This window comes from Pseudomonas agarici, from assembly GCF_900109755.1.
GTDB lineage: Bacteria > Pseudomonadota > Gammaproteobacteria > Pseudomonadales > Pseudomonadaceae > Aquipseudomonas > Aquipseudomonas agarici.
The window spans coordinates 14,715-40,927 of sequence record NZ_FOAR01000034.1 but is presented as its reverse complement, the minus strand read 5'-3'; the positions used below and the strand labels follow the sequence as shown (position 1 = coordinate 40,927).

22 protein-coding genes and 1 pseudogene are annotated in these 26,213 nt (G+C 60.4%); 4 read left to right on the top strand and 19 right to left on the bottom strand.

Translation table 11 applies throughout. The features are described from left to right. Positions 1-162 precede the first annotated feature (162 nt). The 15 genes from BMX68_RS22905 to BMX68_RS22840 form a co-directional block, all read right to left on the bottom strand. Positions 163-462: a DUF2845 domain-containing protein gene (locus tag BMX68_RS22905; RefSeq protein ID WP_017133077.1), complete on the bottom strand. Its 300-nt coding sequence runs from the start codon at positions 460-462 to the stop codon at positions 163-165. After that, positions 459-3,383 (bottom strand): DUF748 domain-containing protein, encoded by a 2,925-nt coding sequence (locus tag BMX68_RS22900; protein WP_017133076.1) that lies wholly within the window; start codon positions 3,381-3,383, stop codon positions 459-461. Before BMX68_RS22900 ends, BMX68_RS22905 begins: the two co-directional genes overlap by 4 nt. Positions 3,384-3,516: 133 nt before the next feature. After that, entirely contained in the window at positions 3,517-4,533 is a 1,017-nt protein-coding gene (locus BMX68_RS22895) for a class I SAM-dependent rRNA methyltransferase (RefSeq protein WP_017133075.1), read from the bottom strand. A gap of 104 nt (positions 4,534-4,637) precedes the next feature. Next, positions 4,638-6,575, bottom strand: a complete 1,938-nt coding sequence (gene acs / locus BMX68_RS22890) for an acetate--CoA ligase (protein ID WP_017133074.1) — start codon at positions 6,573-6,575, stop codon at positions 4,638-4,640. 117 nt (positions 6,576-6,692) lie between these two features. Next, complete coding sequence (pgi, locus tag BMX68_RS22885) at positions 6,693-8,357, bottom strand: glucose-6-phosphate isomerase (RefSeq protein ID WP_017133073.1); 1,665 nt, start codon at positions 8,355-8,357, stop codon at positions 6,693-6,695. Between the two features lie 326 nt (positions 8,358-8,683). Further along, complete coding sequence (gene panC / locus BMX68_RS22880) at positions 8,684-9,544, bottom strand: pantoate--beta-alanine ligase (RefSeq protein ID WP_017133072.1); 861 nt, start codon at positions 9,542-9,544, stop codon at positions 8,684-8,686. Continuing rightward, positions 9,541-10,341 carry a 3-methyl-2-oxobutanoate hydroxymethyltransferase gene (panB, locus tag BMX68_RS22875; RefSeq protein ID WP_017133071.1) on the bottom strand — a complete coding sequence of 267 codons (801 nt, stop codon included), beginning with the start codon at positions 10,339-10,341 and terminating at the stop codon, positions 9,541-9,543. Before panB ends, panC begins: the two co-directional genes overlap by 4 nt. Before the next feature lie 271 nt (positions 10,342-10,612). Continuing rightward, a complete protein-coding gene (folK, locus tag BMX68_RS22870) occupies positions 10,613-11,095 on the bottom strand; it encodes a 2-amino-4-hydroxy-6-hydroxymethyldihydropteridine diphosphokinase (RefSeq protein WP_017133070.1) in 483 nt (160 codons plus the stop codon). Between the two features lie 4 nt (positions 11,096-11,099). Further along, a complete protein-coding gene (locus tag BMX68_RS22865; protein WP_017133069.1) occupies positions 11,100-12,488 on the bottom strand; it encodes a polynucleotide adenylyltransferase PcnB in 1,389 nt (462 codons plus the stop codon). A gap of 741 nt (positions 12,489-13,229) precedes the next feature. Beyond that, positions 13,230-14,663, bottom strand: coding sequence for a sigma-54-dependent transcriptional regulator (locus BMX68_RS22860; RefSeq protein ID WP_017133068.1), 1,434 nt, complete (start codon positions 14,661-14,663; stop codon positions 13,230-13,232). A 22-nt stretch (positions 14,664-14,685) separates the two neighbouring features. Beyond that, on the bottom strand, positions 14,686-17,640 hold the full coding sequence (locus tag BMX68_RS22855; RefSeq protein WP_026013294.1) for a sensor histidine kinase: 2,955 nt from the start codon (positions 17,638-17,640) through the stop codon (positions 14,686-14,688). After that, complete coding sequence (locus BMX68_RS25725) at positions 17,624-17,800, bottom strand: hypothetical protein (protein WP_003176118.1); 177 nt, start codon at positions 17,798-17,800, stop codon at positions 17,624-17,626. The genes BMX68_RS22855 and BMX68_RS25725 overlap by 17 nt, the downstream gene beginning before the upstream one ends. A gap of 77 nt (positions 17,801-17,877) precedes the next feature. Beyond that, entirely contained in the window at positions 17,878-18,777 is a 900-nt protein-coding gene (gene gluQRS, locus BMX68_RS22850; RefSeq protein WP_017133066.1) for a tRNA glutamyl-Q(34) synthetase GluQRS, read from the bottom strand. A gap of 96 nt (positions 18,778-18,873) precedes the next feature. Then, complete coding sequence (gene dksA / locus BMX68_RS22845) at positions 18,874-19,320, bottom strand: RNA polymerase-binding protein DksA (protein WP_017133065.1); 447 nt, start codon at positions 19,318-19,320, stop codon at positions 18,874-18,876. Positions 19,321-19,341: 21 nt separating this feature from the next. Next, positions 19,342-19,584, bottom strand: a complete 243-nt coding sequence (locus BMX68_RS22840; protein ID WP_017133064.1) for a hypothetical protein — start codon at positions 19,582-19,584, stop codon at positions 19,342-19,344. Between the two features lie 140 nt (positions 19,585-19,724). Here BMX68_RS22840 and BMX68_RS22835 point away from each other — a divergent pair, with 140 nt between their 5' ends. Further along, complete coding sequence (locus tag BMX68_RS22835; RefSeq protein WP_017133063.1) at positions 19,725-20,897, top strand: pyridoxal phosphate-dependent aminotransferase; 1,173 nt, start codon at positions 19,725-19,727, stop codon at positions 20,895-20,897. Further along, positions 20,897-21,604 (top strand): DNA/RNA nuclease SfsA, encoded by a 708-nt coding sequence (gene sfsA / locus BMX68_RS22830; protein WP_017133062.1) that lies wholly within the window; start codon positions 20,897-20,899, stop codon positions 21,602-21,604. Before BMX68_RS22835 ends, sfsA begins: the two co-directional genes overlap by 1 nt. A gap of 4 nt (positions 21,605-21,608) precedes the next feature. On the opposite strand, the gene BMX68_RS22825 is transcribed toward sfsA, so the two are convergent. Then, positions 21,609-21,926, bottom strand: coding sequence for a Rieske (2Fe-2S) protein (locus tag BMX68_RS22825; RefSeq protein ID WP_017133061.1), 318 nt, complete (start codon positions 21,924-21,926; stop codon positions 21,609-21,611). Between the two features lie 108 nt (positions 21,927-22,034). On the opposite strand from BMX68_RS22825, the pseudogene BMX68_RS26515 reads away from it, so the two are divergent. Together BMX68_RS26515 and deoC are read left to right on the top strand one after the other, a co-directional pair. After that, positions 22,035-22,174, top strand: a pseudogene (locus tag BMX68_RS26515) (heme ABC transporter ATP-binding protein); the annotation flags it as partial. A gap of 179 nt (positions 22,175-22,353) precedes the next feature. Continuing rightward, entirely contained in the window at positions 22,354-23,145 is a 792-nt protein-coding gene (deoC, locus tag BMX68_RS22820; RefSeq protein WP_017133060.1) for a deoxyribose-phosphate aldolase, read from the top strand. A gap of 528 nt (positions 23,146-23,673) precedes the next feature. Here deoC and BMX68_RS22815 read toward each other — a convergent pair. The 3 genes from BMX68_RS22815 to BMX68_RS22805 form a co-directional block, all read right to left on the bottom strand. Continuing rightward, positions 23,674-23,946 (bottom strand): TfoX/Sxy family protein, encoded by a 273-nt coding sequence (locus BMX68_RS22815; RefSeq protein WP_017133059.1) that lies wholly within the window; start codon positions 23,944-23,946, stop codon positions 23,674-23,676. Between the two features lie 257 nt (positions 23,947-24,203). Continuing rightward, on the bottom strand, positions 24,204-24,548 hold the full coding sequence (locus tag BMX68_RS22810; protein WP_017133058.1) for a pentapeptide repeat-containing protein: 345 nt from the start codon (positions 24,546-24,548) through the stop codon (positions 24,204-24,206). Positions 24,549-24,638: 90 nt separating this feature from the next. Then, on the bottom strand, positions 24,639-26,195 hold the full coding sequence (locus tag BMX68_RS22805; protein WP_017133057.1) for a bifunctional aminoglycoside phosphotransferase/ATP-binding protein: 1,557 nt from the start codon (positions 26,193-26,195) through the stop codon (positions 24,639-24,641). Positions 26,196-26,213: the final 18 nt, after the last annotated feature.

Below are 26,213 nucleotides of genomic sequence, written 5' to 3'. Positions count from 1 at the left end.
TTACGCGTCGGGACCTGTTTTTATATAGGGCTTGTGAAGACTGATGCCCTGTACGGGGTCCCCGTAGGCCATAGGGGTGGAGCCTGTCCGCACGGACGCCATCACCGCCCATCGAACGCTGACCGGTCATTCCTTCGGGGTGTTGTTGAGGTCAGCGGGTTGTCAGTTCCCGCGCTTGCTGTCGATGCGCTCCAGGCGCCCGCCGACAAAGCGCAGGTACTGGACCATGCCACCACTCTGGGGATAGACCCATTCTTCGATCTGCACCTCGACACGACGATCGACGCTGCGTTGATAGCCCACCACATCCCGGGAAAGTGGTTCGCCGCATTTATCCAGAACCTCCGATTTCCTGTCGCCGATGCTGATCAAGTGGCTGGCGCAACGCAAGGAGCCAGCCTGGGCCTGGCTGGCAATCAATGCCCATGCGAGGCCGAACAGAATAGGTTTGAGCCTGCTCATTCGCTATCCAGGTGCAAGGGAGTGACGACGCGGCCATCGCTCTCGGCTTGACCGAGGCTGGCATCAATGAAGTACACACGAGTGTCCTCCAGTTGGCCTTTGTCTACCAGGAAGTCCTTGATGCTGCTGGCCCGCTCCTGGCCCAATTTGCGCAGCAATGCGGCGTTGCCACTCCAGTTCTTGAGTACTGCGTCGCGCAGTCTGGCGGTGCGTTCGTCGCGGCTCAATTGCGCCCATTCGGCTGGCGGCTGTTGCTTGAGCTGACTGCGGTAGATGCCCTCCAGCATCGGCGCCTTCTCACCCTCCGGCACCTGCAACAACGAGGCCTGTGCCGGGACCTTGTCGCCACGGCGCTGGAGCATCTTGTAGTAAGTGGCCTGATATTCGCGGTCCAAGCGTTGCTGGGCGATGAGCGGGCCGTCGCTGGCCTGGGCACTGGTGCCTTCGATCTCCAGGCGCAGGTTTGGACGTTCCTTCAAGGCGGCGGCTAGCTTGCTCAGGGACGATTCGGCGTCCTTGCTCAAGTCGCTGGAGCCTGGGGTGAAGGCTACATTGCTGAGGTCCTGGGAATCGCCACCGGCAATCAGCCCGCCAATGAACTTGAAGGGGGCCGTGGCTGCCCGCACGACCAGGTTACGCAGGGTCTGCCAGACAATCGGCATGACGCTGAACTGCGGGTTGTTGAGGTCGCCGGAAACCGGTAGCTCGATGGAGATCTTGCCATCGGAGTCCTTGAGTAGGGCGATAGCCAGCTTGATCGGTAGATCGACGGCGTCCGGGCTGTCGACTTTCTCGCCCAGTTGCAGTTGCTCGACCACTAACTTGTTCTCGGCCTTCAACTGGCCCTTGGTGATCAGGTAATGCAGATCGAGATTGAGTCGGCCCTTGCGGATACGATAACCGGCGAACTTGCCGGCATACGGTGTCAGGGTGGTCAGCTCGACGCGTTTGAAGCTGGTGGCGATATCCAGGCTGGCCATCGGGTCGAAGGGATTGAGCGCGCCCTTGATGGTCACGGGTGCATAACGATCGACCTTGCCCTTGATATCGACATTGGCCGGCTTGGCCTGGCGGCTGTCGATGGTGCCGATCTGGCCGTTGAGTTGCTGGATGGCGGTGGCGAAGTTGGGAGTGAGGCTGAAGTCGGCGAAGTTGGCCGAGCCATCGTTGATGGCAATGCCGCCGACATGGATACCCAGTGGCTTGCTGTTCGACGGGGCGGCCTTGGCCGTTGATTTGCCAGGTCCCCCAGCCGGCTGTGGAATCAGCAGGTCATCGATGTTGGTGGTACGGTCGTCGTTGATCATGAAACGGACATAGGGCCGGAACACGCTGACTTTGTCGATCGACAGGCTGTCGCCGTGCTGGTAGTTCAGGCCGTCGACCGCCAATTTCTGCCATTTCACGAAGTCCCGACTCTTGAGAGTATCGAGGGTGTGCAGTTGATCGACCTGAGCTCTTCCGGTCACGCTGAAGGTCAGCGGGTCGATATTTTTCAGGTTGACGTCGAGGTCGCTGCCGAGCAGGCCGCTGCGTACTTCCAAGCGAATAAACGGCTCGACATAGGCTTGGGCCACTCGCAAGTCGATATCCTGGGTCTTGACCTTCAGCTTGGCACTGATCGGGCTCAAGCTGACTTCGCCACTGGCAAGCACCTTGCCTTGCTTGCCCAGTCCGATATCGAACTTGAGGCTGAAGGGCGATGGATTGAGGCTGTCGAAGTTCTGCAGGTCGAGGTTCAATGGGCCGAGATCGAGGGCGACCGGTGTTTTGTTCGCGCGGTCGGCGAGATGTATGCGGTAGTCGCGCAGTTGTACGTCCTTGAGCAGCACCTGCCAGGGTTTGCTGGGTGCAGTCGGTGCGGCGCGAGGGGTATCGGCGGTCGCAGGTGGTGGCTCCTTGGGGGCGGGTTTGGCTGGCTGGCTGGCGAGCAGTTTCTGCCAGTCCAGTTGACCATCGGCTTCACGGGCTGCCCAGGTTTCCAGCTTGCTACTGCGGATCTTGCCGACGACGACCTGCTGCTTGGCGAGGTCGATGCTGGTCTCGCTGACGTCTAGCCGCTCCAGGCGCGCCAGGGGCCGGCCATCGGGAGCCTTGATGGCGAACGGTGCGACGCTGAGCGACGTGTTGCTCAGCAGCAGCTCGGTGTCCTTGGCGAGGTTGAGGGTGTAATCGGTGCTGAGATTGACGATGCCATCTTCGAGGTCCAACGGCAGCGCATCACGGACGTAGGGCCACCAGAGCTTCATCTTGCCATCGGTGACTTTCAACGAGCCTTGGGAGGTGATCGGCACGAGGCTGACATTGCCTTTCCAGTCGATACGCCCACCTTCGGGGCCTGCGGCCACCAAGGTCATGTCGGCGGCGTCGTCGGGCAGGGTGCTGAGATTTTTCAGCTGCAGATCCATCTTGTCATAGAGGAACTCGATAGGTTCGCTCGGACGCAGGTCCTGGAAGTGCAGATAGCCGCCAGCCAGCGCGATCTGGTCGATGCGCACGGGGAAAGGCTTGGCATTGGGATCGGTCGGGGTCGGTTCGCTGGCGGGCAACTTGAACAACCGGGAGAGGTTGAGGCTGCCGTCTTTGCTGAAGGTCACTTCAGTCTTGGGCTGGTCCAGTTGGACTTCGGCCAAGTGCAGGGCCTGGGTCCAGAGGCTGTCGGCCTGCAGATTGACATAGAGACGCTCGAACGCGACCTGCTCCTGGCCCGGCTCGCCGATGTTCAAACCCCACAGCGTCAACTCCAGACTGAACGGGTTGAACTCCAGACGCTGGAGCTTGGCAGGCACCGTGGCGTAGTGCGCCAGTTGCTGGTTGGCAATACGCAGGCCCACGCCCGGCAGGATGAAAAAACCTAGCACGGTGTACAGCGCGAGGACGGTCAGCAAGGCGCCGAGGGCGCGTTTCAATCCTTTGGGCATGTGAGGCGTCGTCTATCTCAGTCGGAGGTGATTTGGAGTATGGCACGCGTTAGCGGTTCCGAAGCAATCGCCTTTTTTCATCGCTACTTACGTTGTTAGGTGCATTTCAAGAGACGGGTCTCTGGCGCCATGCCTACAGTTGGAGGATCAGGGTTTTCAACGGAGGTTGTCCGTCCCACGAAGGGAAGTCAGCCGCCGGTGCCAGTACCTGCCAATCGCGTACCGGTCGACCGGCTTTTTCCGCGCAACGCAAGACCTGTTCGCGCCAGTCGTCCAGGCTGACTTTTGCCAGATTGTTGCAGCATATCAGCACGCCATTGTCGGCTGTGGCCAGCAGTGCTGGCTTGAGCAGGCTCTGGTAGTCACGCAGCAGGTCGACGGTGCCGAAGGCACTCTTGGCCCAGGCGGGCGGGTCGAGCAGTACCAGGTCATATTGGCGCTGTCCCAGGCGCGGATAGCTCGGCAGCTTCTGACCGCGACGCTGGGCGATGGGCAGGCCGGCGAGCTGACGGATGGCCGGAAAGTAGTCGGACTGGACGAACTGCATGGCCGGCAGTTGCGGGTTGAGCAAACCGTTCTCGCGGCCCACGGCCAGGTTACCTTCGGCGAAGTCGAGGTTGCAGATTTCCAGGGCACCGCCGGCGGCTGCGCTCAGACCGACGCCGCAGGTATAGGCAAACAAGTTGAGGACGCTTTTGCCCTGGCTGTGCTGTTTGACCCAGCCGCGGGCATCGCGCAAGTCGAGGAATAGCAGTGGGTCCTGTCCGGCGTGTCGGCCGCGCACGCGGTAGTTGAGGCCCCATTCGTGGCCGATCAGGTCGGCGAGGGCGCTTTCGTCGGCCCGGTAGACCGGGTCTTCGCGATCGATCCGCGAATGGCCGCGGGAACGGTCGTTGTAGACCAGCAGAGTGTTCAGTTGCAGGTACTGGTTGATGGTCCCGTGCAAGGCGAGCAGCTCTTCGCGCGCCAGTGTCTGGTGGAAGGTCTGTACCAACAGTTGCGGGCCGTAGCGATCGACGGTCAGGCCACCGGCACCTTCCTGGCTGCCGTGGAACAGCCGATAGCAGTCGGTGCCCTGGGTATGAAGTTCGGCCAGCAGGTCCTGGCGACGATCGAGGGCGGCGCGCAGCGCCTGATTCAAGGAAGACATGGAGTGCGCCTTGGGGGATGTGGCGCGGGAGTTTACCAGCCTTCCGGGGATCAGGCCCATGCAGCAAGGTCGGTGGCGGCGAAAGTAGCTTTCGCCGCCACCGGTTATTGATTCAGACGCTTGTCGATGAGTCCTTCGACCACGCTGGGGTCGGCCAGGGTCGAGGTATCACCCAGGCTGTCCAGTTCATTGCAGGCGATCTTGCGTAGGATGCGCCGCATGATTTTCCCTGAGCGGGTTTTCGGCAAGGCGGGTGTCCACTGGATCAGGTCCGGCTTGGCGAAGCTGCCGATCTCCTGGCTGACATGGGCCAGCAACGCTTTGCTGAGGGCCTCGCTCGGCTCGATGCCCTTAATCGGCGTGACAAAGGCGTAGATGCCTTGGCCCTTGAGGTCGTGGGGGTAACCGACCACAGCAACTTCGGCGATGCTTTCGTGGAGCACCAGCGCGCTTTCCACTTCGGCGGTGCCGATGCGGTGTCCGGAGACGTTGATCACGTCGTCGATCCGTCCGGTGATCCAGTAATGACCGTCTTCGTCACGGCGGGCGCCGTCGCCGGTGAAGTAGTAGCCGGGGTAGGGCTTGAAGTAGGTGTCGAGCATGCGTTGTGGATCGCCGTAGAGGCTACGGATCTGCCCCGGCCAACTGGCCTTGATGGCCAGCACGCCGCTGCCGACGCCGCTGATTTCCTGACCTTGCTCATCCAACAGCACGGGTTGCACGCCGAACATCGGCTGGGTAGCGCAGCCCGGCTTGAGCTGTTGGGAGCCGATCAGTGGCGTGAGCATGATGCCGCCGGTCTCGGTCTGCCACCAGGTGTCGACGATAGGGCAGCGCTGCTCGCCGACTATGTTGAAGTACCATTCCCAGGCTTGCGGGTTGATCGGTTCGCCAACGCTGCCAAGCAGGCGCAGGCTTGCCCGAGAGGTCCGTTTCAGCGGTTCGTCGCCTTCGCGCATCAATGCCCTGAGGGCGGTCGGTGCGGTGTAGAGGATATTGACCTGGTGTTTGTCGATCACCTGCCAGAAGCGTGAGCTGTCCGGATGGCTCGGCACTCCTTCGTAGATCAGGCTGGTGGCGCCGTTCGCCAGCGGGCCGTAGACGATATAGCTGTGGCCGGTGACCCAGCCGACATCGGCGGTGCACCAGAAGACTTCGCCAGGGCGATAGTCGAAGACGTACTGGAAGGTCATCGCCGTTTGCAGCAGATAGCCGCCGGTGGTGTGCAGCACGCCCTTGGGGCGGCCGGTGCTGCCGGATGTGTAGAGGATGAACAGCGGGTCCTCGGCCTCCATCGGCTCGGGCGGGCAGTCATCGCTGACGCCATGCACGGCCTGGTGATACCAGAGGTCGCGGCCTTCGACCCACTGTACCTCGCCCTGGGTTCGCTCCACCACCAGGACGGTATCGACACCGGGGCAACCGAGCAGTGCCTTGTCGACATTCTGCTTGAGCGGTATGTACTTGCCGCCGCGTATGCCTTCGTCGGCGGTGATCACAGTATGGCAGTCGGCATCGAGGATACGGTCGCGCAGGGCATCGGGAGAGAACCCGCCGAACACCACCGAATGGATAGCGCCGATCCGCGTGCAGGCGAGCATGGCGTAGGCCGCTTCGGGAATCATCGGCATGTAGATGCAGACGCGATCGCCCTTCTTCACACCGCGCTTTTTCAGCACATTGGCCAACCGGCAGACGTTGTGGTGCAGTTTGCGGTAGGTGATTTGCGCCGATTCGGCAGGATTGTCGCCTTCCCAGATCAGCGCGATGCTGTCGCCGTGTTTGGCGAGGTGGCGGTCGATGCAGTTGTAGCTGACATTCAGTTGCCCGCCGGCGAACCATTGCGCCTGACCTGTACGCAGGTCCCATTGCTGGACCTTGTCCCAGGGGCGGGACCAGTCGAGAAAACGCCTGGCCTGTTCGGCCCAGAAAGTGTCGGGGTGGTCGATGGAGTCCCGGTAGAGCCGCTGGTAGTCGGCCTGGCTCAGTTGGGCGGCCTGGCGCACGGCTTCGGCCTTGGGGTATGTGCTGATATCGAACATGGCGGTTCCTTGTTCTTGTCTGCGACAAACCTAAGGGTGCGCCCTGTAGCGGGAAGGTTCAAGGGGGCAGGGAGAATCGATCGTTCCCGCTTGTGCGGGAACGATCTCAACAACCGGTCAGCCGCGATGACGACCGCGGAAGTAGTTGATCAGCCCCTGGGTCGAGGCATCGTCGGCCAAAGACTCCTCGCTGCCGACCAGGCGATTGTAGACGCCTTTGCCCAGTTCCTTGCCCAGCTCCACGCCCCATTGGTCGAAGGCGTTGATGCCCCAGATCACGCTCTGCACGAAGACCTTGTGCTCGTAGGTCGCCACCAGGGCACCGAGACGACGAGGACTGATACGCTCGACCACCAGCGTGTTGCTCGGACGGTTGCCGGGGATCACCTTGTGCGCTGCCAGTTTCTGCACCTCGGCTTCACTCAAGCCTTTTTCACGCAGTTCGGCTTCGGCTTCGGCGCGGGTCTTGCCGAGCATCAATGCCTGGCTCTGGGACAGGCAGTTGGCGTACAGCCATTGGTGATGGTCAGCCACTGGGTTGAAACTGACAATCGGCACGATGAAGTCGGCCGGGATCAGTTGGGTGCCTTGGTGCAGCAATTGGTGATAGGCGTGCTGGCCGTTGCAACCGACGCCGCCCCAGATCACCGGGCCGGTATCGGTGGACACCGGGCTACCGTCCTGGCGCACGCTCTTGCCGTTGGATTCCATGTCCAGTTGTTGCAAGTGCTTGGTGATGTTGCGCAGGTAGTGATCATACGGCAGGATCGCGTGGCTCTGCGCGCCCCAGAAGTTGCCGTACCAGACCCCGAGCAGGGCCAACAGCACCGGCATGTTCTGTTCGAATGGCGCGTTCTGGAAGTGCTGGTCCATGGTGTAGGCGCCGGACAGCAGTTCCTTGAAATTCGACATGCCGATGGCCAGGGCAATCGGCAGGCCGATGGCCGACCACAGCGAGTAGCGCCCGCCGACCCAGTCCCACATCGGGAAAATGTTCTCTTCGCGGATGCCGAAGGCCACGGCGGCGGCGTTGTTGCTCGATACCGCGATGAAGTGCTTGTACAGCTCCGCCTCGGAACCGCCCTGGGCCAGGTACCAGTCACGGGCGGCACGGGCATTCTTCAGGGTTTCGAGGGTGGTGAAGGTTTTCGAGGAAACGATAAACAGGGTCGTCTCGGCGCGAATCTTCGCCGACAGCTCGTGGAACTCGCTGCCGTCGATGTTCGCCAGGTAGTGGCAGCGCACGCCTTTGTGGGCGTAGGACAGCAACGCCTCGGAGACCAGCTCCGGGCCGAGGAACGAACCACCGATACCGATGTTGACCACGTCGGTGATTGGCTTTTCGGTGTAGCCGCGCCACAGGCCATCATGGATTTTCCCGACCAGCTCGGTCATCTGATTGAGCACTTTATGCACATCGGGCATCACATTGACGCCGTTGACCGATAGCTTGTCGCCGACCGGACGGCGTAGCGCGGTGTGCAGCGCCGGGCGACCTTCGGAGGCGTTGACCAGTTCGCCGGCAAACAGCGACTTGATTGCGCCTTGCAGATCGACTTCATTGGCCAGGCCCACCAATAGGTTGCGGGTCTCGTGGGTAATCAGGTTCTTGGAGTAGTCGAGGAACAACCCGCAGCTGCTGAGGGTGAATTGATTGAAACGCTGCGGGTCGGCATTAAAGGCTTCGCGCATGCTGAAGTTGTGCATGTTTTCGCGGTGTTGGTTCAACGCCTGCCAGGCGGGCAGGGCGGTCACGTCGTGAGGAGTGCGGTAGTACGCCATCGCTGCGGATTTCCTTTTACGAGAGCTGCCTGTTGGACATTTGACTTTTTTGGACACCAGAAACCCCGGAAGGTCCTGCTTTTATTCAGTGGCAGTGTCCGACAACCTGCGTCGGTACCTTGGAAGACGCAGCGCGATTACAGTAAACCTCGCGCTGGCGTCTGTCTTGGCTTTGTCTGACCTTTTCTCGATACTTTTTCGCACTCTTGGGGTTCAGGTTCGAGCAGGCCCGATCAAGCGACCTGGGCCGCGAACGCGTCCATTTGCCCATGAGATACTCGGACGGCGACCGTTTGACTCAAGCCTGGAGCTCGGGCAGTCGCTATTCATGCGGGAGTGTCGAGGCTCAAGTGCAGATTGTCGATCAGGCGGGTGGTGCCGAGGAAGGCGGCAACCAGGATCACCACGTCGCGGTCCTGCGCGGTGGCAGGGCGCAAGCTGAGGCCGTGGCGGATTTCCAGGTAGTCCAGGCGCAAGCCGGCACTTTCGATCAACCGGGTATGTTCGGCGAGCAGCTTGGGATAATCACGTTCGCCCTGCTCGATGAACCCGGCGATCTGGCTCAGGCTGTGATACAGCACCGGGGCCGCGGCCCGTTCGGTTTCACTGAGGAAGCCATTGCGCGACGACAGCGCCAGGCCGTCGGCAGCCCGAACGGTCGGTTCACCGATCACCTGGATGGGCATGTTCAGGTCATGCACCAGGGCACGGATCACAGCCAACTGCTGGTAGTCCTTCTGACCGAACACCACCAGATCGGGCTGGACCATGTTGAACAGCTTGCTGACCACGGTGGCCACGCCTTCGAAATGACCGGGGCGACTGCTGCTACACAGCCCTTCGGACAGGTGCGGGACGCTGACCCGGGTCTGTCCGGCCATACCGTCGGGGTACATCTCCTCGACCGTAGGCGCGAACAGCAGATTGCAGCCGGCCTGGAGCAGTTTCTCCTGGTCGGCGGCGAGAGTGCGCGGGTACTTGTCGAGATCTTCGTTAGCGCCGAATTGCAGCGGGTTGACGAAGATGCTTGCCACCACGAAATCCACGCGTTGGGCCGCCTTGGTGACCAAGGCGGTGTGGCCGGCATGCAGGTTGCCCATGGTCGGCACGAAGCCGATGCGTTTGCCCTCGCAGCGGGCCCGCGCGACGGCGGCGCGTAGTTCACGGACGGTCTTGACTGTATTCATGCCGAAAACCCGTGTTCGGTGCCTGGAAAGGTGACGGCCTTGACTTCGCTGACGTAGGCGCCCAATGCCGCTTGGATACTGCTCTGGCCGAGCATGAAGTTTTTCACGAATTTGGGCACGCGACCGCTGATGGAGAGACCGAGCATGTCGTGCAGCACCAGTACTTGACCGTCGGTGGCGGTACCGGCGCCGATACCGATGACCGGCACTTTGACCGCTTGGGTAATTTCCGCCGCCAGCTCGCTCGGTACACACTCCAGTAGGATCATGGCGGCACCGGCCTGCTCCAGGGCGATGGCGTCGGCACGCATTTGCCGGGCCTGGGCTTCACCACGGCCCTGGACCTTGTAGCCGCCGAAGATGTTCACCGATTGCGGGGTCAGGCCCAGATGCGCACAGACCGGTACACCCCGTTCGGCCAGCAGGCGAATGGACTCGGCCAACCAGGCGGCCCCTTCGACCTTGACCATATTGGCGCCGGCCTGCATCAGCAGAGCACTGTGGTGCAATGTCTGTTCGACGGTGGCGTAGGCCATGAACGGCAGGTCGGCGACAATCAATGCGCCCTGATTACCACGCTTGACGCTGGCGGTGTGGTACACGATGTCGTCCACTGTCACGGGCAGCGTGCTGTCATGCCCTTGGGAAACCATACCCAGCGAGTCGCCAATCAGCAGCACTTCAACGCCTGCTGCACAAGCGGTGTGGGCGAAAGTGGCGTCGTAGCAGGTCAGCATGGCGATTTTCTCACCTTTGTGCTTGAGGCTTTGCAAGGTGGTCAGGGTAATGTCTGGCATGAAAAAGTCCTCTTCAGGCTCCGTGCAAATTACTGCGAGTAACGCGCGTGGTTCGTCATTTATACAGGCGCACGTTTTTTGTCGTGCTTATAAACCTCGATTGCGCTCTTTAACGCCGCAGAGGCGGCAACGGGACGCCTATAGTCGTGAGGAGAACCGGGGAAGTCAATCGGATGTGTTACCGCTATGTTACGCCGGGGGTGTTACCGGTGTAACTGATGCGATTCAGCCAGACCGCCGCATCGACGCTTTTCGCGGGAGGGTGACGTTCCTAGCGGGAAAGTCGCTCCAGGCCGACAAACGGGCATTCTCCAAGCAAGTTGCGCAGTGTGCGGCCATCGGCCAGTCGCAGGTCGGCGGGGGCCAGTTCTGCCAGCGGATACAGCACAAAAGGGCGGGCCTGCATGTGGTAATGCGGAACTTTCAGACGCGGCTCGTCGATCAGCCGGTCGCCGAATAGCAGAATATCGAGGTCCAGCGTGCGCGGCCCCCAACGTTCATGACGCTCGCGACCCTGGTCGATTTCGATGGCCTGCAGCGCATCGAGCAAGGTCAGGGGGGGCAAGAGGCTGTCGAGCGCCGCCACCGCATTGGTGTAGCGCGGTTGGCCGGGCAACAGCGAATCGCTCTGGTAGAACGCTGAGACGCCTACCAGCTCGCTGTCCGGCAGTTGTGTCAGAGCGTTGATGGCATTGCGCAATTGCTCTGCCGGCTCAGCCAGGTTACTGCCTAGGCCGATATAGACGCGCTCCATCAACTTACTCTTCCGAACCTGCGGTACGCTTGCGCTTGCCGGCACTGCTGCGACGACGTTTGCGCGGCGCGCCGCTGACGTCTTCCTTGCCGCTGAGGTCGCGGATCATGTCGCGGCGGCCAGCGTCATTGGCGTCCTGATAGTCGGTCCACCAGTCACCCAGGCCGTCGGTCTGTTCACCGGCGGCTTCGCGTAGCAGCAGGAAGTCATAGCCGGCACGAAAGCGTGGATTGTCCAGCAACAGGTCGGCGCGTTTGCCGCTGCGGCGTGGCAAGCGTTCCTGCATGTCCCAGATCTCGCGGATCGGCAGGGTAAAACGCTTGGGGATTGCAATGCGCTGGCATTGCTCGCTGATCAGCTCGTGAGCAGCCTCCTGCATCGCCGGAATGGGCGGCATACCACGGGCTTGCAAGTGTAATACCCGCGTCGGCAGGGCCGGCCACAGCAAGGCGGCAAACAGAAAGGCCGGCGTGACCGGCTTGTTCTGCTTGATGCGCAGGTCGGTATTGATCAGCGCTTGGCTGATCAGCGTATGGGTGTAGTTCGGATTGTGTTCCAGGGCCTCGAAGCTGGCGGGGAACAGCGGTTCGAACAAGTTCAGGTCGACCAGCATCTCGAAGGTGTCGGCGGCATAACCCGAGAGGAACAGCTTGAGCACTTCTTCGAACAGGCGCGCTGAAGGGATCTCGCACAGCATAGGCGCCAGGTCGCGGATCGGTGTCACGGTATGTTTCTCGATACCGAAGTCCAGCTTAGCGGCAAAGCGCACGGCCCGCAGCATCCGCACCGGGTCTTCCTGGTAGCGCTGGGTCGGGTCGCCGATCAGGCGGATCAGCCGATTGCGAATGTCGTGTACGCCGTGGGCGTAGTCGAGGATACGTTCGCTGACCGGATCGTAATACAGCGCATTGATCGTGAAGTCCCGGCGCTGAGCATCGTCTTCGAGGGTGCCGTAGACGTTGTCGCGCAAGATTCGCCCGCTTTCGTTACGAGAGGACTGATTGCTGTCTTCCTCGTCGTCGTTCTGCGGGTGATTGGCGCGAAAAGTCGCGACTTCGATGATTTCCCGGCCAAAGTGGATATGCACCAGTTTGAACCGCCGACCGATGATCCGCGCATTGCGAAATTCGGCTCGGATTTGTTCTGGCGTGGCGCTGGTGGCGACGTCGAAATCCTTGGGGGTGATATTGAGCAACATGTCGCGCACGCACCCGCCGACCAGGTAAGCCTGGTATCCGGCGCTCTGCAGACGCTCGACGATGTTCACCGCATACCGGCTGAACTGCGCTTTTTGCAGCGAATGCTGGCTGCTGTTGAGCACTTCAGGGGTGCTGCGTTTGTGTTGCGTTCGACGCAAGGGAGAACGGAATGACTGGAACAGCTTCTTCAGCATGGGATGCACTGTTTGAAGGAATATTCGGCCAACACGAAGAATGGCCGCATGATGGGCGCAGATTCTAGCATTTAGTCGAGGGATGGTGTAGGAAGCTGCGCCAGTCAGTGCTGTGCAGTTGCTCGGAGCCTTATGGGGCGGGCCTTAGCGGGTGGAGCAGAAGCTTTATGGCAGAAACTACAAGGGGAGCTAAAGCTCCCCCAGAAGTAGTTGCGTGCTCTTTTTTTATTATGGTGACGGGCTTTTGTTTTTGTTGATCGCCCTATGTCACAAGTCTTTTTTGCTTGTGACGTCTCCCAATCGGGAGTCAAGAGCAAACGGATTGCTTTGGTTGCTGTGTTGTCATGATCCAGTGGATCCAACCAGTTCAGGCTCTGCCTTGAGGGCAGTTTTTGTTGTTCTCGGCCTGGTCGTGGGGCAAGCCCCAAATACAACGCCTCTCCAAAAGAATCAGTTAGCTGCGCCTCCGCCGTGTTGTTTTTATTGTGCGTGAGTCGATTCGTCTTATTTTTATTGTCTTGTACATTGCTTGTTATTGTTCTTGTACAAGACATATAGCAGGTGTCGTGCCAACTTTTGTGAGGTCCAGTAAAACCAGGGCTTTCGAGGGGTTTTAGATTTTTCACAGGCACAAAAAACCGGATCTTCGTTACCGATAGACCCGGCTTTTGTTACGCGAAAAAACTGGGGGTAACAGTTTTTTCATTTTTCGGGGAGGGGCCTGGAGAACTGAGTCCTCGTTCAGCTTTCGCTGGCCACTCCGGTTTTGCGACGTGGAATTCCCAGGCGCTGGCGCCGTTCCCACAGGCACTTGCGACTGACTCCGAGTTTGCGCGCCAGCTCGGTCTCGGTCATGTGGTCCTGATGCTCCAGGACGAAGTGCTGGAAGTAGTCTTCCAGCGACAGGTCCTCGGTGGGTTCGTGGCTGGTGTTACCGTTCGTGGTCGGCTGTGGCGCCAGGCCAACGAAATGGTCCTCTTCCAGATCGCTCAGTTCGATGTCGATGCCCAGCAGCTCAACCGAGATTTCCGGGCTTTCGCACAGAATCACTGCCCGTTCGACCGCATTCTCCAGTTCCCGGACGTTACCTGGCCATGAGTAATGACGGATGGCTTGTTCGGCATCCGGCGCGAACTTTAGATCGGTGCGCCCGACACGGGTACTCTGACGGCTGAGGAACGCCTTGGCGATCTCGTTGACGTCGGCGCCGCGTTCACGTAGCGCCGGCAGTTTCAGGGCGATCACATGCAAGCGGTAGTAAAGGTCTTCACGGAACTGGCCGATCTTGGCCAGGCTCTTGAGGTCGCGGTGGGTGGCGGCGATCAGGCGCACATCGACCTTCTGCGACTGGACCGAGCCGACCCGGCGGATCTCGCCTTCCTGCAATACCCGCAGCAGGCGTGCCTGGGCTTCCAGCGGCAGTTCGCCGATTTCGTCGAGAAACAGTGTACCGCCGTCGGCAGCTTCCACCAGGCCGGCGCGTCCGGCGCTGGCACCGGTGAACGCGCCTTTCTCGTGACCGAACAGCTCGGACTCGATCAGGGTTTCCGGAATGGCCGCGCAGTTCACCGAAATCATCGGGGCCTTGGCGCGTTTGGACAGATTATGCAAAGCGCGGGCTACCAGTTCCTTGCCGGTCCCCGATTCGCCCTGGATCAGCACGTTGGAGTCGGTGGGCGCGACCTTGCGGATCTTGCTGTAGAGGTCCTGCATCGGCGCGCAGGTGCCGATGATGCCGATCTCGCCATTGCTGTTATCAGTGCCTGATTTCTCTGCCGAGCCGGTGCCCTTGGCACCCCGCTCCGCCGGCGCGCCCTGGTTGTGCTGGCGGTCGCGCAGGATGCGGGCCACGGCTTGCAACATCTCGTCGTGGTCGAAAGGCTTGGCGATATAGTCCACCGCGCCCATCTTCATCGAGTCCACAGCCGAACGCAGGCTGGCGTAACTGGTCATGATCAGCACCGGCGTGCCCTGACCGAGCTTGATCAGCTCGGTGCCCGGCGCGCCGGGCAGGCGCAGGTCGCTGACGATCAAGTCGAACGAGGGGATGCTGAAGCGCTCTTGGGCTTCCTGCACCGAGCCGGCTTCGCTGACTTGGTACTGATTGCGCTCCAGCAGACGACGCAAGGCAGAGCGGATAATGGTTTCGTCTTCGACGATCAAAATGTGCGGCATTGATTCGGTTCTCTCGACGGTCTCAGTTCACAGCGGACGTCGCTTCGACGTGACGCGGTAAGGTCACCCGAATACGGGTGCCGCGTTGGCTTTCAGTGTCAGCCGGGCTGTCGATGGTGATTTGTCCATAATGCTCTTCAACGATGGAATAGACTAGTGCAAGGCCCAGTCCGGTCCCTTCTCCAGGATCCTTGGTAGTGAAAAAGGGTTCGAACAATCGGGCCATGATGTTCTTCGGGATGCCACTGCCTTCGTCTTCGACGATCAGATCGACGGTGTGTTCGAAGGCTTCGCTCTTGACCCGTACCGCGCTGCCGGAGGGCGACGCGTCACGGGCGTTGGACAACAGGTTGATCAGCACTTGCGCCAGGCGCTGCGGATCGCCGTCGACCCAATGTTTGGGATCGCACAGGTTGAAGAACTGTACTTCAAAATTGCGCCGATTCAGTGCTAGCAGACCAATGGCATCCTGGGCGACCTCGGCCAGGCACACCGGTTCGTCGTTGTGCTGGTGGCCACCGGCGTGGGCGAAGCTCATCAGCGACTGGACGATACGTGAGACGCGTTTGGTCTGTTCGATGATCTGCCCGCTGATTTCGGTGATCTCGCCGTCTTCTTCACGCTCTTCGCGCAGATTCTGCGCCAGGCAGGCGATACCGGTGATTGGGTTGCCGATCTCGTGGGCGACCCCAGCGGCCAGGCGACCGATACTCGCCAGGCGTTCGGAGTGCACCAGCTTGTCTTCGAGCATCTGGGTTTCGGTCAGGTCCTCGACCAGCAGCACCAACCCGCTGTTGCCCGGAGCCAACGGCTCGTCGATGGCGGCCTTGTGCAGATTCAGCCAGCGGGTCTGGCCGTCGAGGGCCAGGTGTTGTTTGTGCAGGTGTTCGTCTGGAAGGTTGATAAAACCTTGTAACAATTCTTTCCACGGTTCGCCCAGAGTCCCCAGTCGCGAGCCAACCACCCGTTGCGCGGCAACACCGGTAAGTTCTTCCATGGCCTTGTTCCACATCAGGATCTCCTGGTCCTTGGCCAGCGAGCAGACGCCCATGGGCAGCTCCTGCAATGTCTGGCGGTGATAGCGGCGCAGGGCATCGAGTTCGGCGGCCAACCCGGTCAGGCGCGAGTGATAGTCCTCAAGGCGGCTTTCGATAAAGTGAATGTCTTCAGTGACATAGCTTTCCCCGTCGGACTTGTACGGCAAGAAGGTCTCGACCATGTCCTGTGCCACGCTCGGCCCCATCAGGCCCGACAAGTTGGCCTCGATCCGGTCGCGCAGGCGGCGCAGGGCATAGGGACGTCGTTCGTCGAACGGCAGGTAGAGGTCACGCAAGGCTTGCTCGACCTCCTTCTGCGCGGCCTTGGCCCCCAGCGGCTTGGCCAGTTGCGTAGCGAACTCCTGGGGGGAGGCGGCGTGCAGTTCGCGCCGCTGCGGACGGCGGACATTGTCTACCGTACAGGCTTCGGCGGCACTGACTTCTTCCGGGCTGGCATTACTGAACAACGAAATCAGTGTGAACATCAGCACATTGGCTGCCAGCGACGCGATGGCTGCCATATGCCAACTGGTATCGTCCAGCACGTAGATCATGTTCAGCAGTGGAGTATAGAAATCTTGCAGGTCGCCGATCAGCGGCAACAGCATGGTGACCATCCAGACGATAATCCCGGCCAGCAGGCCGGCGATGAAACCGCGTCGATTGGCCGTTGGCCAGTACAGCACCGAGAGTACGCCCGGAAGGAATTGCAGGGTGGCGACAAAGGCGACGATGCCGAGGTTAGCCAGATCTTGTTCGGCTCCGAGCAGCAGGTAGAAGCCATAGCCGGCCATGATGATCGCGACGATCAGGGCGCGGCGGGTCCATTTCAGCCAGCGGTAGATATTGCCTTCGGCCGGTGGCTGGTAGAGCGGCAGCACCAGGTGGTTCAGGGCCATGCCGGACAGGGCCAGGGTGGTGACAATGATCAGCCCGCTGGCGGCCGAGAGCCCGCCGATATAGGCCAGCAACGCCAGGGCTTCGTTGTGGGCGGCGATGCCGATACCCAGGGTGAAGTATTCCGGGTTGGTGGTGGCGCCCAGTTTCAGCCCGGCCCAGAGAATCAGCGGTACCGCCAGACTCATCAGCAGCAGGAACAGTGGCAGGCCCCAGCTGGCGCTGACCAGGGAGCGCGGATTGAGATTCTCGGTAAAGGTCATGTGATACATATGCGGCATCACGATGGCCGAGGCAAAGAACACCAACAGCAGGGTGCGCCATGGGCCTTCCTGCAAGGGCGTGTGCAGCGCGGCGAGGGCAGTCTGGTTCTGCAACAGCCACAGTTCGAGCTGTTGCGGGCCGTCGAATACCCCGTAGAGGGCATATAGGCCGACACCGCCGATGGCGATTAGCTTGATCACCGATTCGAAGGCAATTGCGAAGACCAGGCCTTCGTGCTTCTCCCGGGTGGCGATATGGCGGGAGCCGAAGAAGATAGTGAACAGGGTAATCAGTGCGCAGAAGCTCAAGGCCACGCGGTGCTGCACCGGTTCGCGGGTGAGGATGCCGATGGAGTCGGCCACGGCTTGGATCTGCAAGGCCAGCAGCGGCAGCACGCCGATCAACATGAACACCGTAGTCAGCGCGCCGGTCCAGGTGCTGCGAAAGCGGAAGGCGAACAAGTCGGCCAGGGACGACAACTGGTAGGTACGGGTGATCTTCAGGATCGGGTACAGCAGCACCGGCGCCAGCAGGAAGGCCCCGGACACGCCGAGGTAGCTGGACAGGAAACCATAGCCATACTGATAAGCCAGACCCACGGTGCCGTAGAATGCCCCGGCGCTGGCATAGACGCCCAGCGACAAGGTGTAGGTCAGCGGGTGACGGATGATCGAGCGTGGAATCAGGCCTCGTTCGCTGATCCAGGCCACGCTGAACAGGACCAGCAGGTACGCGGCGCTGATCAGCAGCATTTGGCTCAGGCTAAAGCTCATCGGCATCTTTTTGGCTCTGCAGGATGAAAGTCACGACGATCAGAATCAACCAGAGCAGATAGGGCCGGTACCAGGCGCCAGTCGCATCGATCCACCAATCCATGATCGCTGGCGAGAACAGGTAGATCCCGACTACCAGAAGCAGGACCAATCGATAGATGTACATCCTGGCCTCTCTTTTTTATAGGCGTGTCCGAAAACGTGCGGCGATGGTAACGGATGGGCGCCAACCTGCAAGAGCCGTCAGCGCAATTGCGTTTCGTCCAGGGTCGCGACCCTGGGAATCAGTGTGGCATCCCAATGGCGGATTCCCCAATCGAGGACTTCCCTGGGCGTGGCCTGCTCCAGTATGGCAGGCGGTGTCTGTCCCAGTGTCCGCAGGGCCCGCATCAGCAACGGAGTGGCCTGATCGGCGGTCAGCGGCGGAGAGCGATAGGACTTGCCGAGCTTGTTGCCGTCCGGCTGGATAATCAGCGGGACATGCAGGTAACGCGGCTGTGGTAACCCCAGCAACTCCTGCAGGTAGAGCTGGCGCGGTGTCGAGTCCAGCAGGTCGGCACCGCGCACGATATCGGTCACGCCTTGCCAGGCATCGTCGAGCACCACCGCCAGTTGGTAGGCGTAGAGCCCATCGCGGCGACGGATCACAAAGTCGCCGACGTCACGACCCAGGTGCTGGCGGAATTGGCCCTGTACCCGGTCCTGGAAGCTGTAGCTCAACTCCGGGGCACGCAGGCGGATGGCCGCATTGTCGATATCGTGCCCGAGGTTGCGACACAGACCGGGATAGATGCCGTCATAGGCTTCCAGTGCTTTGCGCGAGCAGGTACAGGCGTAGGCCAGACCCTGGCTGAACAGGCGATTGAGTACGTGGGCGTAGACTTCATGACGATCGCTCTGGCGGATCATTTCGCCGTCCCACTCCATGCCATAGCGTTCCAGCGTATTGAGGATCGAGGCCTGGGCGCCGAGGACCTCCCGTGGCGGGTCGAGGTCTTCCATGCGCAGCAGCCAGCGGCCGCCGACCGAGCGAGCATCCAGGTAGGAGGCCAGTGCCGCGACCAGCGAACCGAAGTGCATGTGTCCGCTGGGAGTGGGGGCGAAGCGTCCGATATAAGCGGCTGAGGTGGTGATGGCAGTCATAAGTCGCAGGATACTGAATCCGTAGAGGGCAGTGCCAGAAAACGCAGAAACGAAAACGGAGCGTTCCAACGCTCCGTTCGTTCAGTCCGGCAGGGACTACTTGCCGACCTGTTTTTCCTTGATCTCTGCAAGGGTCTTGCAGTCGACGCACATGTCGGCGGTCGGTCGGGCTTCCAGTCGACGAATACCGATCTCGACGCCACAAGACTCGCACCAGCCATACTCTTCGTCCTCGATGAGCTGCAGGGTCTTGTCGATCTTCTTGATCAGCTTGCGCTCGCGGTCGCGGGCGCGCAGTTCGAGGCTGAATTCCTCTTCCTGGCTGGCGCGGTCGGCGGGATCGGGAAAGTTGGCCGCTTCATCTTTCATGTGGTCAACGGTGCGGTCGACTTCCTGCATCAAGTCCTGCTTCCACTTCTGCAGGATCTTGGTGAAGTGCTTGCGCATGGGCTCGCCCATGTACTCCTCGTCCTTGCCTTCGACATAGGGTTCGAAGCCGCTGATCTTTTGCTCAGTGCTTTGCTGCTTTGCTTGGGTGGGCATGAATGGACCGCCTCTACTCTTCTAATCCATTGCGCAGAATTTCAACATCACCGACACCTGCCGGCCCTGCGGCTGCAAGCGGGCGAACTTACCAGATCGAATCAGGGTGCGCCACTCCCGGTTGTCGAGCCTTGTGATGCGGGCCGGGCTCTTTAGTTTCTGGCGATCCTCGACGGCACCTTCGTCGGCTAGTATCGTATCAATAGGTTTCACGGTTGTTTCGGCACCGTGAGGGGTTGATCGATGAGGTGGTTGAATCTTCATTTTAGTCAATTCTGGGCGTATCGTCGCATTGCTTTAACCCAGGACAACCGTGGCATCAAGGTTGTTTTACAGGCTCGCGGGGTCAAGGTTGGGTAGAATCGAATGTTGCCCCCCGATCAAGGAACCATCAAGGAAGGCTAATGGCTCAGCCCTACAGTGCGCGTAGCCGCGCGATCGAACCGTTCCACGTGATGGCCCTGCTGGCACGCGCCAATGAATTGCAGGCGGTCGGGCACGATGTGATTCACCTTGAGATCGGCGAGCCGGACTTCACCACGGCGGAGCCGATCATCCAGGCCGGCCAGGCCGCCCTGGCCGCAGGCAAGACCCGCTACCTCGCGGCTCGCGGCCTGCCGGAGCTGCGTGAGGCGATCGCCGGCTTCTATCAGAAGCGGTATGGTGTGAGCGTCGACCCGCAGCGCATTCTGGTCACCCCCGGCGGCTCCGGGGCATTGTTGCTGGCTAGCAGCCTACTGGTGGACCCGGGGAAACACTGGCTCCTGGCCGACCCCGGCTACCCATGCAATCGCCACTTCTTACGCTTGGTGGAGGGGGCGGCGCAGCTAGTACCGGTCGGACCGGAGGTGCGTTATCAACTGACTGGCGAACTGCTGGATCGGCATTGGAACGAAGACAGCGTCGGTGCCCTGGTCGCGTCACCGGCCAATCCAACCGGCACGTTGCTGAACCGTGACGAACTGGCGGGGTTGTCGAGGGCGATCAAAGCGCATAATGGCCATCTGGTGGTCGATGAGATCTATCACGGTCTGACGTATGGCTGCGACGCTGCCAGTGTGCTGGAAGTCGACGACAGCGCCTTTGTCCTTAATAGCTTTTCCAAATATTTCGGCATGACCGGTTGGCGCCTGGGCTGGCTGGTGGCGCCACCCGAAGCCGTGGCCGATCTGGAAAAACTGGCGCAGAACCTCTACATCAGCGCGCCGAGCATGGCTCAGTATGCTGCCCTGGCATGCTTCGAGCCGCGGACTCTGAGCATCCTCGAAGAGCGTCGCGCCGAGTTCCGCCGTCGTCGGGATTTCCTTCTGCCTGCGTTGCGCGAGCTCGGGTTCGGGATCGCGGTGGAGCCTGAAGGGGCCTTCTATCTGTATGCGGATGTCAGCGCCTTTGGCGGCGATGCCTTCGCGTTCTGCGAGCATTTCCTCGAAACCGAGTATGTGGCGTTCACTCCGGGGCTGGATTTTGGTCGTCACCTATCCGGCCAACATGTGCGTTTCGCCTACACCCAAAGCCTGCCGCGATTGCAGGAAGCGGTGGAGCGGATTGCCCGTGGGTTGCGGAGTTGGCAAGGCTGATGCGTTTTTCCCCCGCACTCGAAGAAGGACGGCTGATCAGGCGCTACAAGCGATTCCTGGCAGATATCGAAACCGCCTCTGGCGAATTGCTGACGATCCACTGTCCCAATACTGGCTCGATGCTCAACTGCATGGTTGACGGTGGGCAGGTCTGGTTCAGTCGCTCCAACGACCCCAAGCGCAAATTGCCCGGCACCTGGGAAATAAGCCAGACCCCTCAAGGGCGGCTGGCGTGTGTCAACACGGCGCGGGCCAATCCGCTGGTTGAAGAAGCCTTGCACGCCGGACTGATCGTCGAACTCAACGGCTTTACCGGGCTCAAGCGCGAGGTCGCTTATGGCCAGGAAAGCAGCCGGATCGACTTTCGCCTGGACTACCTAGCGGAGTCGGCGTTTGTCGAGGTAAAAAGCGTCACCCTCGGCTATGACGGAACAGCTGTGGCCGCCTTTCCAGATGCGGTCACCCAGCGTGGCGCCAAGCATCTGCGCGAGTTGGCCAGCTTGGCCCGGGAAGGCGTGCGGGCAGTGCAACTGTATTGCGTCAACCTGACGGGGATCGAGGCGGTGCGGCCGGCCCGGGAGATCGATCCGGCCTATGCCGATGCGCTAGGCGAGGCGGTGGCCGCTGGCGTCGAGGTGCTTGCCTATGGGGTCAGCCTCAGCGTGGAGCAAGTGCGGGTTGATCGGCGTTTGCCGGTGCTGCTCTGACGGCTCAGGCCTGGACCCAGATGCCCTCGGCATCTTCCCGGCAGGGCAGCGCCAGCAGCGACTGTCCGACACAAGGCCCTGCCACACATTCGCCGCTTTCGATCAGGAACAGTGCCCCATGGGTGGCGCACTGGATCAGGCTGGCACTGGCGTCGAGAAACTGGTCGGGTCGCCATTCCAGCGCAATGCCCCTATGCGGGCAGCGATTCTGATAGAGATACACTCGACCTTCGCGGCGTACCGCGAGCACCGGCCTGCCATCCACTTCGAAACCACGGCTGCTGTTGTCGGCGAGGGTATGTGACGTACAGAGAAACTTCATGTTGATCCTTTGGCAGCCTGTCTTGCCTTTAAAAGGGCCTGAGTGGTTAGTTCTGTGAGGCAATTTCGGCGCCACAAGCCCCTGAGCGGCGTTACTGACCGCTTGTGACTCTTGGAAATGGGACGCCCACATGCCCTTGACTTCCCTAAGCAGGTCCTGCGGCCCGACATGCTCAACGCGGTGTGCTGTCTGGAAGCACCGTGCTGCCTCATCCGGAGCGTGGTCATCCCCTGATCATCGCGCGCTGACACTGCTCATATAGAGAATCTTCCTATTTTGATGTAGTCCAGGTCCTTGTCTTTGGCTCGCTGTGATTTCGTTCGGATCAGTCCTTTATTGTATCGGCTGCGCGTGTTTCGCGTCGTCTGAGGGTTTGAACTTCAGATGATTTGTCACGTTGATGCAATGATCGGATGTGGGAGCAAACATGAAGCAGATTAATCGAGCGGATCAGCAACTGGCGCGTCAGGCTATCGGCCTGCTCGACCTGACCTCTTTGAACAATGATGACGATGCCGAGCGAATCATCTCGCTCTGCCGGCGGGCCGTGACGCCCTTCGGGCCTGTAGCGGCGGTCTGTGTCTTCCCGCGCTTCGTGACCCTGGCCCGCAAGACGCTGGACAAGCTCAATGCGCCAGGGATACGGGTGGCCACGGTGGCCAATTTTCCCTATGGTGGGCCGAATGTGGCGGCGGCTGTCTCGGAAGTGGAGGCGGTACTCAAGGCCGGCGCGGACGAGGTGGACCTGGTCTATCCCTATCGTTCGCTATTGATGGGCGATACACAGACAGGCAGGACCATGGTTTCGGCCTGCCGCGAATTGTGCGCGGGCCGGGCCAGGCTCAAGGCGATTTTGGAAACCGGCGAGCTGCGCGATCCGCAAATGATTCGCCTGGCCAGCCAGGACGCGATTGCCGCTGGCGCCGATTTTCTCAAGACCAGCACCGGCAAGGTCCTGGTCAACGCCACGGAGCAGGCTGCGCGGATCATGCTTGAAGCCATAGCGGAGCGGGGTGGGCAGGTGGGCTTGAAGGTGGCGGGCGGGATTCGTACCTTCGATGACGCACGAACCTACATCGAGTTGACGAACGCCCGTTTCGGCGAGAATTGGGTCAACGCCGATCACCTGCGCCTGGGCGCCTCGGGGCTACTGGACGAATTGCTGGCACAACTGGAGTGGTCGGCGATGCCTCCGACAAAACGCCGTGGCCGGCACTGAGTTTTCTCCGGGATCGGCCCTGGGAGCGCCTTTGGTAGAGCATCCCCCTGTTACGCCGCCCGGCTTGCGGGGCCGTGCCCGCAGCGGTTTTTCTCGACCGCGCCATTGATCAGCGTGCTCATCTCAGGATTCACCCGGATCAGTCGTATCCAGGCGACCGCTCATTGCCGGGCTGGCAAAAAAAGACCCGGCAAAAAGCCGGGTCAATAACCGTGATTAGCCTGATGAGGAGATAATCTGAGCGTCCGAACCAAGGACCTTCCAGAAAATCCAACCGATCTTGCGATCAGTTGTGATAATCATAACGATTATCATTTGTAAGTCAATAGGTTTTTCTCAACCGCCCGTCGCCGACGCTTATCAGGCCATTGGGCCATGTCGCAGAGGCCCTGGGTCTGTGCGACCTCAAGCGCTCCGCCACAGGGCGGCAGACCTTCCAGTCATCGAATGGGCATGCTCTGCGGGCGATTGATCAATTCATCGACGTGCTTCGATGACTCCCGATAGATACATGACAAAGCTGCATAATCAATTCCTATGCCGTGACGATATTGCTTCCAGTTGTCTATTCAAGGCTTCTTTGCGCTCTAGCGGGATGTCATTCCAGTGAATGTCCATCAGCGCGCCCTCAATGGCGTACAGCAGCACTTTCGAGGCCCTGAATCCGCGGGTTTTTACTGCTCGATAGGCATCCACTGCCCCTAATCGACGTAGATCCGATGCGCTGTGGATACCCACAGCGTGCAGCCATTGCGCCGACGTCTTGCCAAGGTTCTTCAGGTGTTGCAGTTCATCGTTCATCAAGCCTCCTTGCGATGGCCGAACGCTGCGTTAACGAGAGTAGGCAAGCCTAAAAAGAGTGTAGCGGTCAGTAGGAAAAGCGTGGTTCTTTGGTCGGCTTGTGCGCAAAAGCTTCTAAGCCCACGCTATGGACTACACAGGCTCGGCGTTTTTGAGTCGGTCGCAGGAGGGGAAAAACACTGCCTGCCGTCGTCCAGGACAGCAACCGGCACCGGACTTCAGCGTTTGCAGCGGCGACCTTTTGCAGGCCGGAGCAGTTACTTTGGATCGTAGCGCAGACGTGTGCCGAATTGCACGGACATCAGGATCTCGGCAGCCTTCAGTTGTGTCGGAAAGTAGGCCCCGGAGATCTGCGCGTGTGCCACGCTGGCACCTTCCAGTATGGCGTTTTGGAAGTTCACGCCGCGCAGATCGGCGGAGCGGAAGTAGGCGTCGGTGAAATCGATGCCGTCAGCGTTCAGTTCGCGCAGGTCGAGACCGCGGAAGTCGCCGCCACGCATGTCGATCTGGCCATCCTTGGGGCGGGCTTTATTGAAACCGGCAATGTCATCTTTGTGCAGCAAGGCAAACAAAGCGGAGTCGAGAAGCTTGGGATGGCTCATGAGGCGTCTCCTGTAGGATTTATGACGCCATTATAATGCCACTATTCTTCAGCCGTGAAGCCATTGCGGCTTCGCGGCTGAAATAGTTTTTTACAGACCTGGCAGGCGCAGGCGAATCTGCGCAATCAGGGTGTCGAGGCTGCTGCTCTCGTTGGTTTGCACGCGTTTGCTCCGCGAAATTTCATCGGCATCCAGGGCTTCGCGAGTGGCCTGTTGGGCGGCGATGACTTCCAGGGTCGCATCGGAAGGATCGATGGCGTCTGCCTGGCGCTGGGTCAGCCAGCTCTCGATGACCGCCTGGGGAGCGTCGCAATCGAGGATCAGGCAGGGCGCACCAGTGGCTTCGGCAACCTTGGCGGCAGCGTCGCGCTGGTCGCGCTTGAGGTAGGTGGCATCGATCACCACCGGGAAACCGGCGCGTAGGATGATGTCGGCGATTTCATGCAGGCGCTGATAGGTCTGTGCGCTGGCATCCTGGCTGTAAATGCCGTTCCCCAGCGCCTTGGTGCCCTGCTGTTCGCCGAACAGGCGCTTGCGCTCGACATCGGAACGCAGGCGCAGCGCGCCCAGAGCCTCGACCAGGTGCATGGCCACATGGCTCTTGCCGACCGCCGACACCCCATGAGTAATGGCCAGAAAGCGCGACGGGATGGTGCTGTAGCTTTCCGCCAGGTTGGCGTAGTTGCGGTATTGGCGCAGGGCGATGGCCCGTTGTACGGCGGTGGCGTCCGTCGGCATGCTGAACAGCGCGACCTTGGCGCGGACCAGGGCACGGTAGGCTTTGTAGAAGTTCAACACCTCCAGGCCCTGATAATCACCGGTCAGTTCCAGGTACTGGCTGATGAAGCGTCGGGCCAGGCACTTGAGATTGCGGTCTTCCAAGTCCATGGCCAGGAAACCGATGTCGGCATAGACGTCGGTGAAACGGAACGGTTCATTGAATTCGATGCAGTCGAAGATCACCACGTTGTCGTCGATGACGGTGGCGTTGCCCAGGTGGATATCGCCATGGCATTCACGGATGAAGCCTTCGGCCTTACGTTGGGCAAACAACGGCTTGAGGCGTTCGAAACTGGTCTCGGCCCAGGTTTGCAGGGCCTCGAGTTGCAACAGGTCGGCCTTGTCCTGGAGGAACGGACGAATCTGCTCGAAATTTTGCCGCACCGGGTCCATGACCGCTTCTGGAGTACCTTGGTAGTGATCGTTCGGCACTTTCGGCGCGTTCTGGTGGAAGCGGGCGATTTGTTGCGCCATCTCGTCGATATGCCGGGTGGTCAACTCACCATTGGCCTGCAAGGTGCTGAGTAGTTGGCTTTGCGGGAACTGGCGCATTTTCAACAGGTATTCGAAAGCCGGGCCATCGCCGCCCAATTGCGGGGACTCGACCGTACCGGTGACTGGCAGGACTTCCAGGTACAGGTCGTCGGTCAGGCGCCGGTTCAGGCGGAGCTCTTCCGCGCAGAAGTGTTCGCGGCTGGACAACTCGGTGAAGTCGAGAAAGCCGAAATTGACTGGCTTTTTGATCTTGTAGGCATAGGGCCCGGTGAGCAGGACCCAGGAAATATGGGTTTCGATGAGCTGGAATCCTTCTACCGGGTGAGGGTAGAGGGCCGGGTTTTGCAGGGCGGCGATCAGGGACTGGCTCACGGGGCGATCCTTCAACGT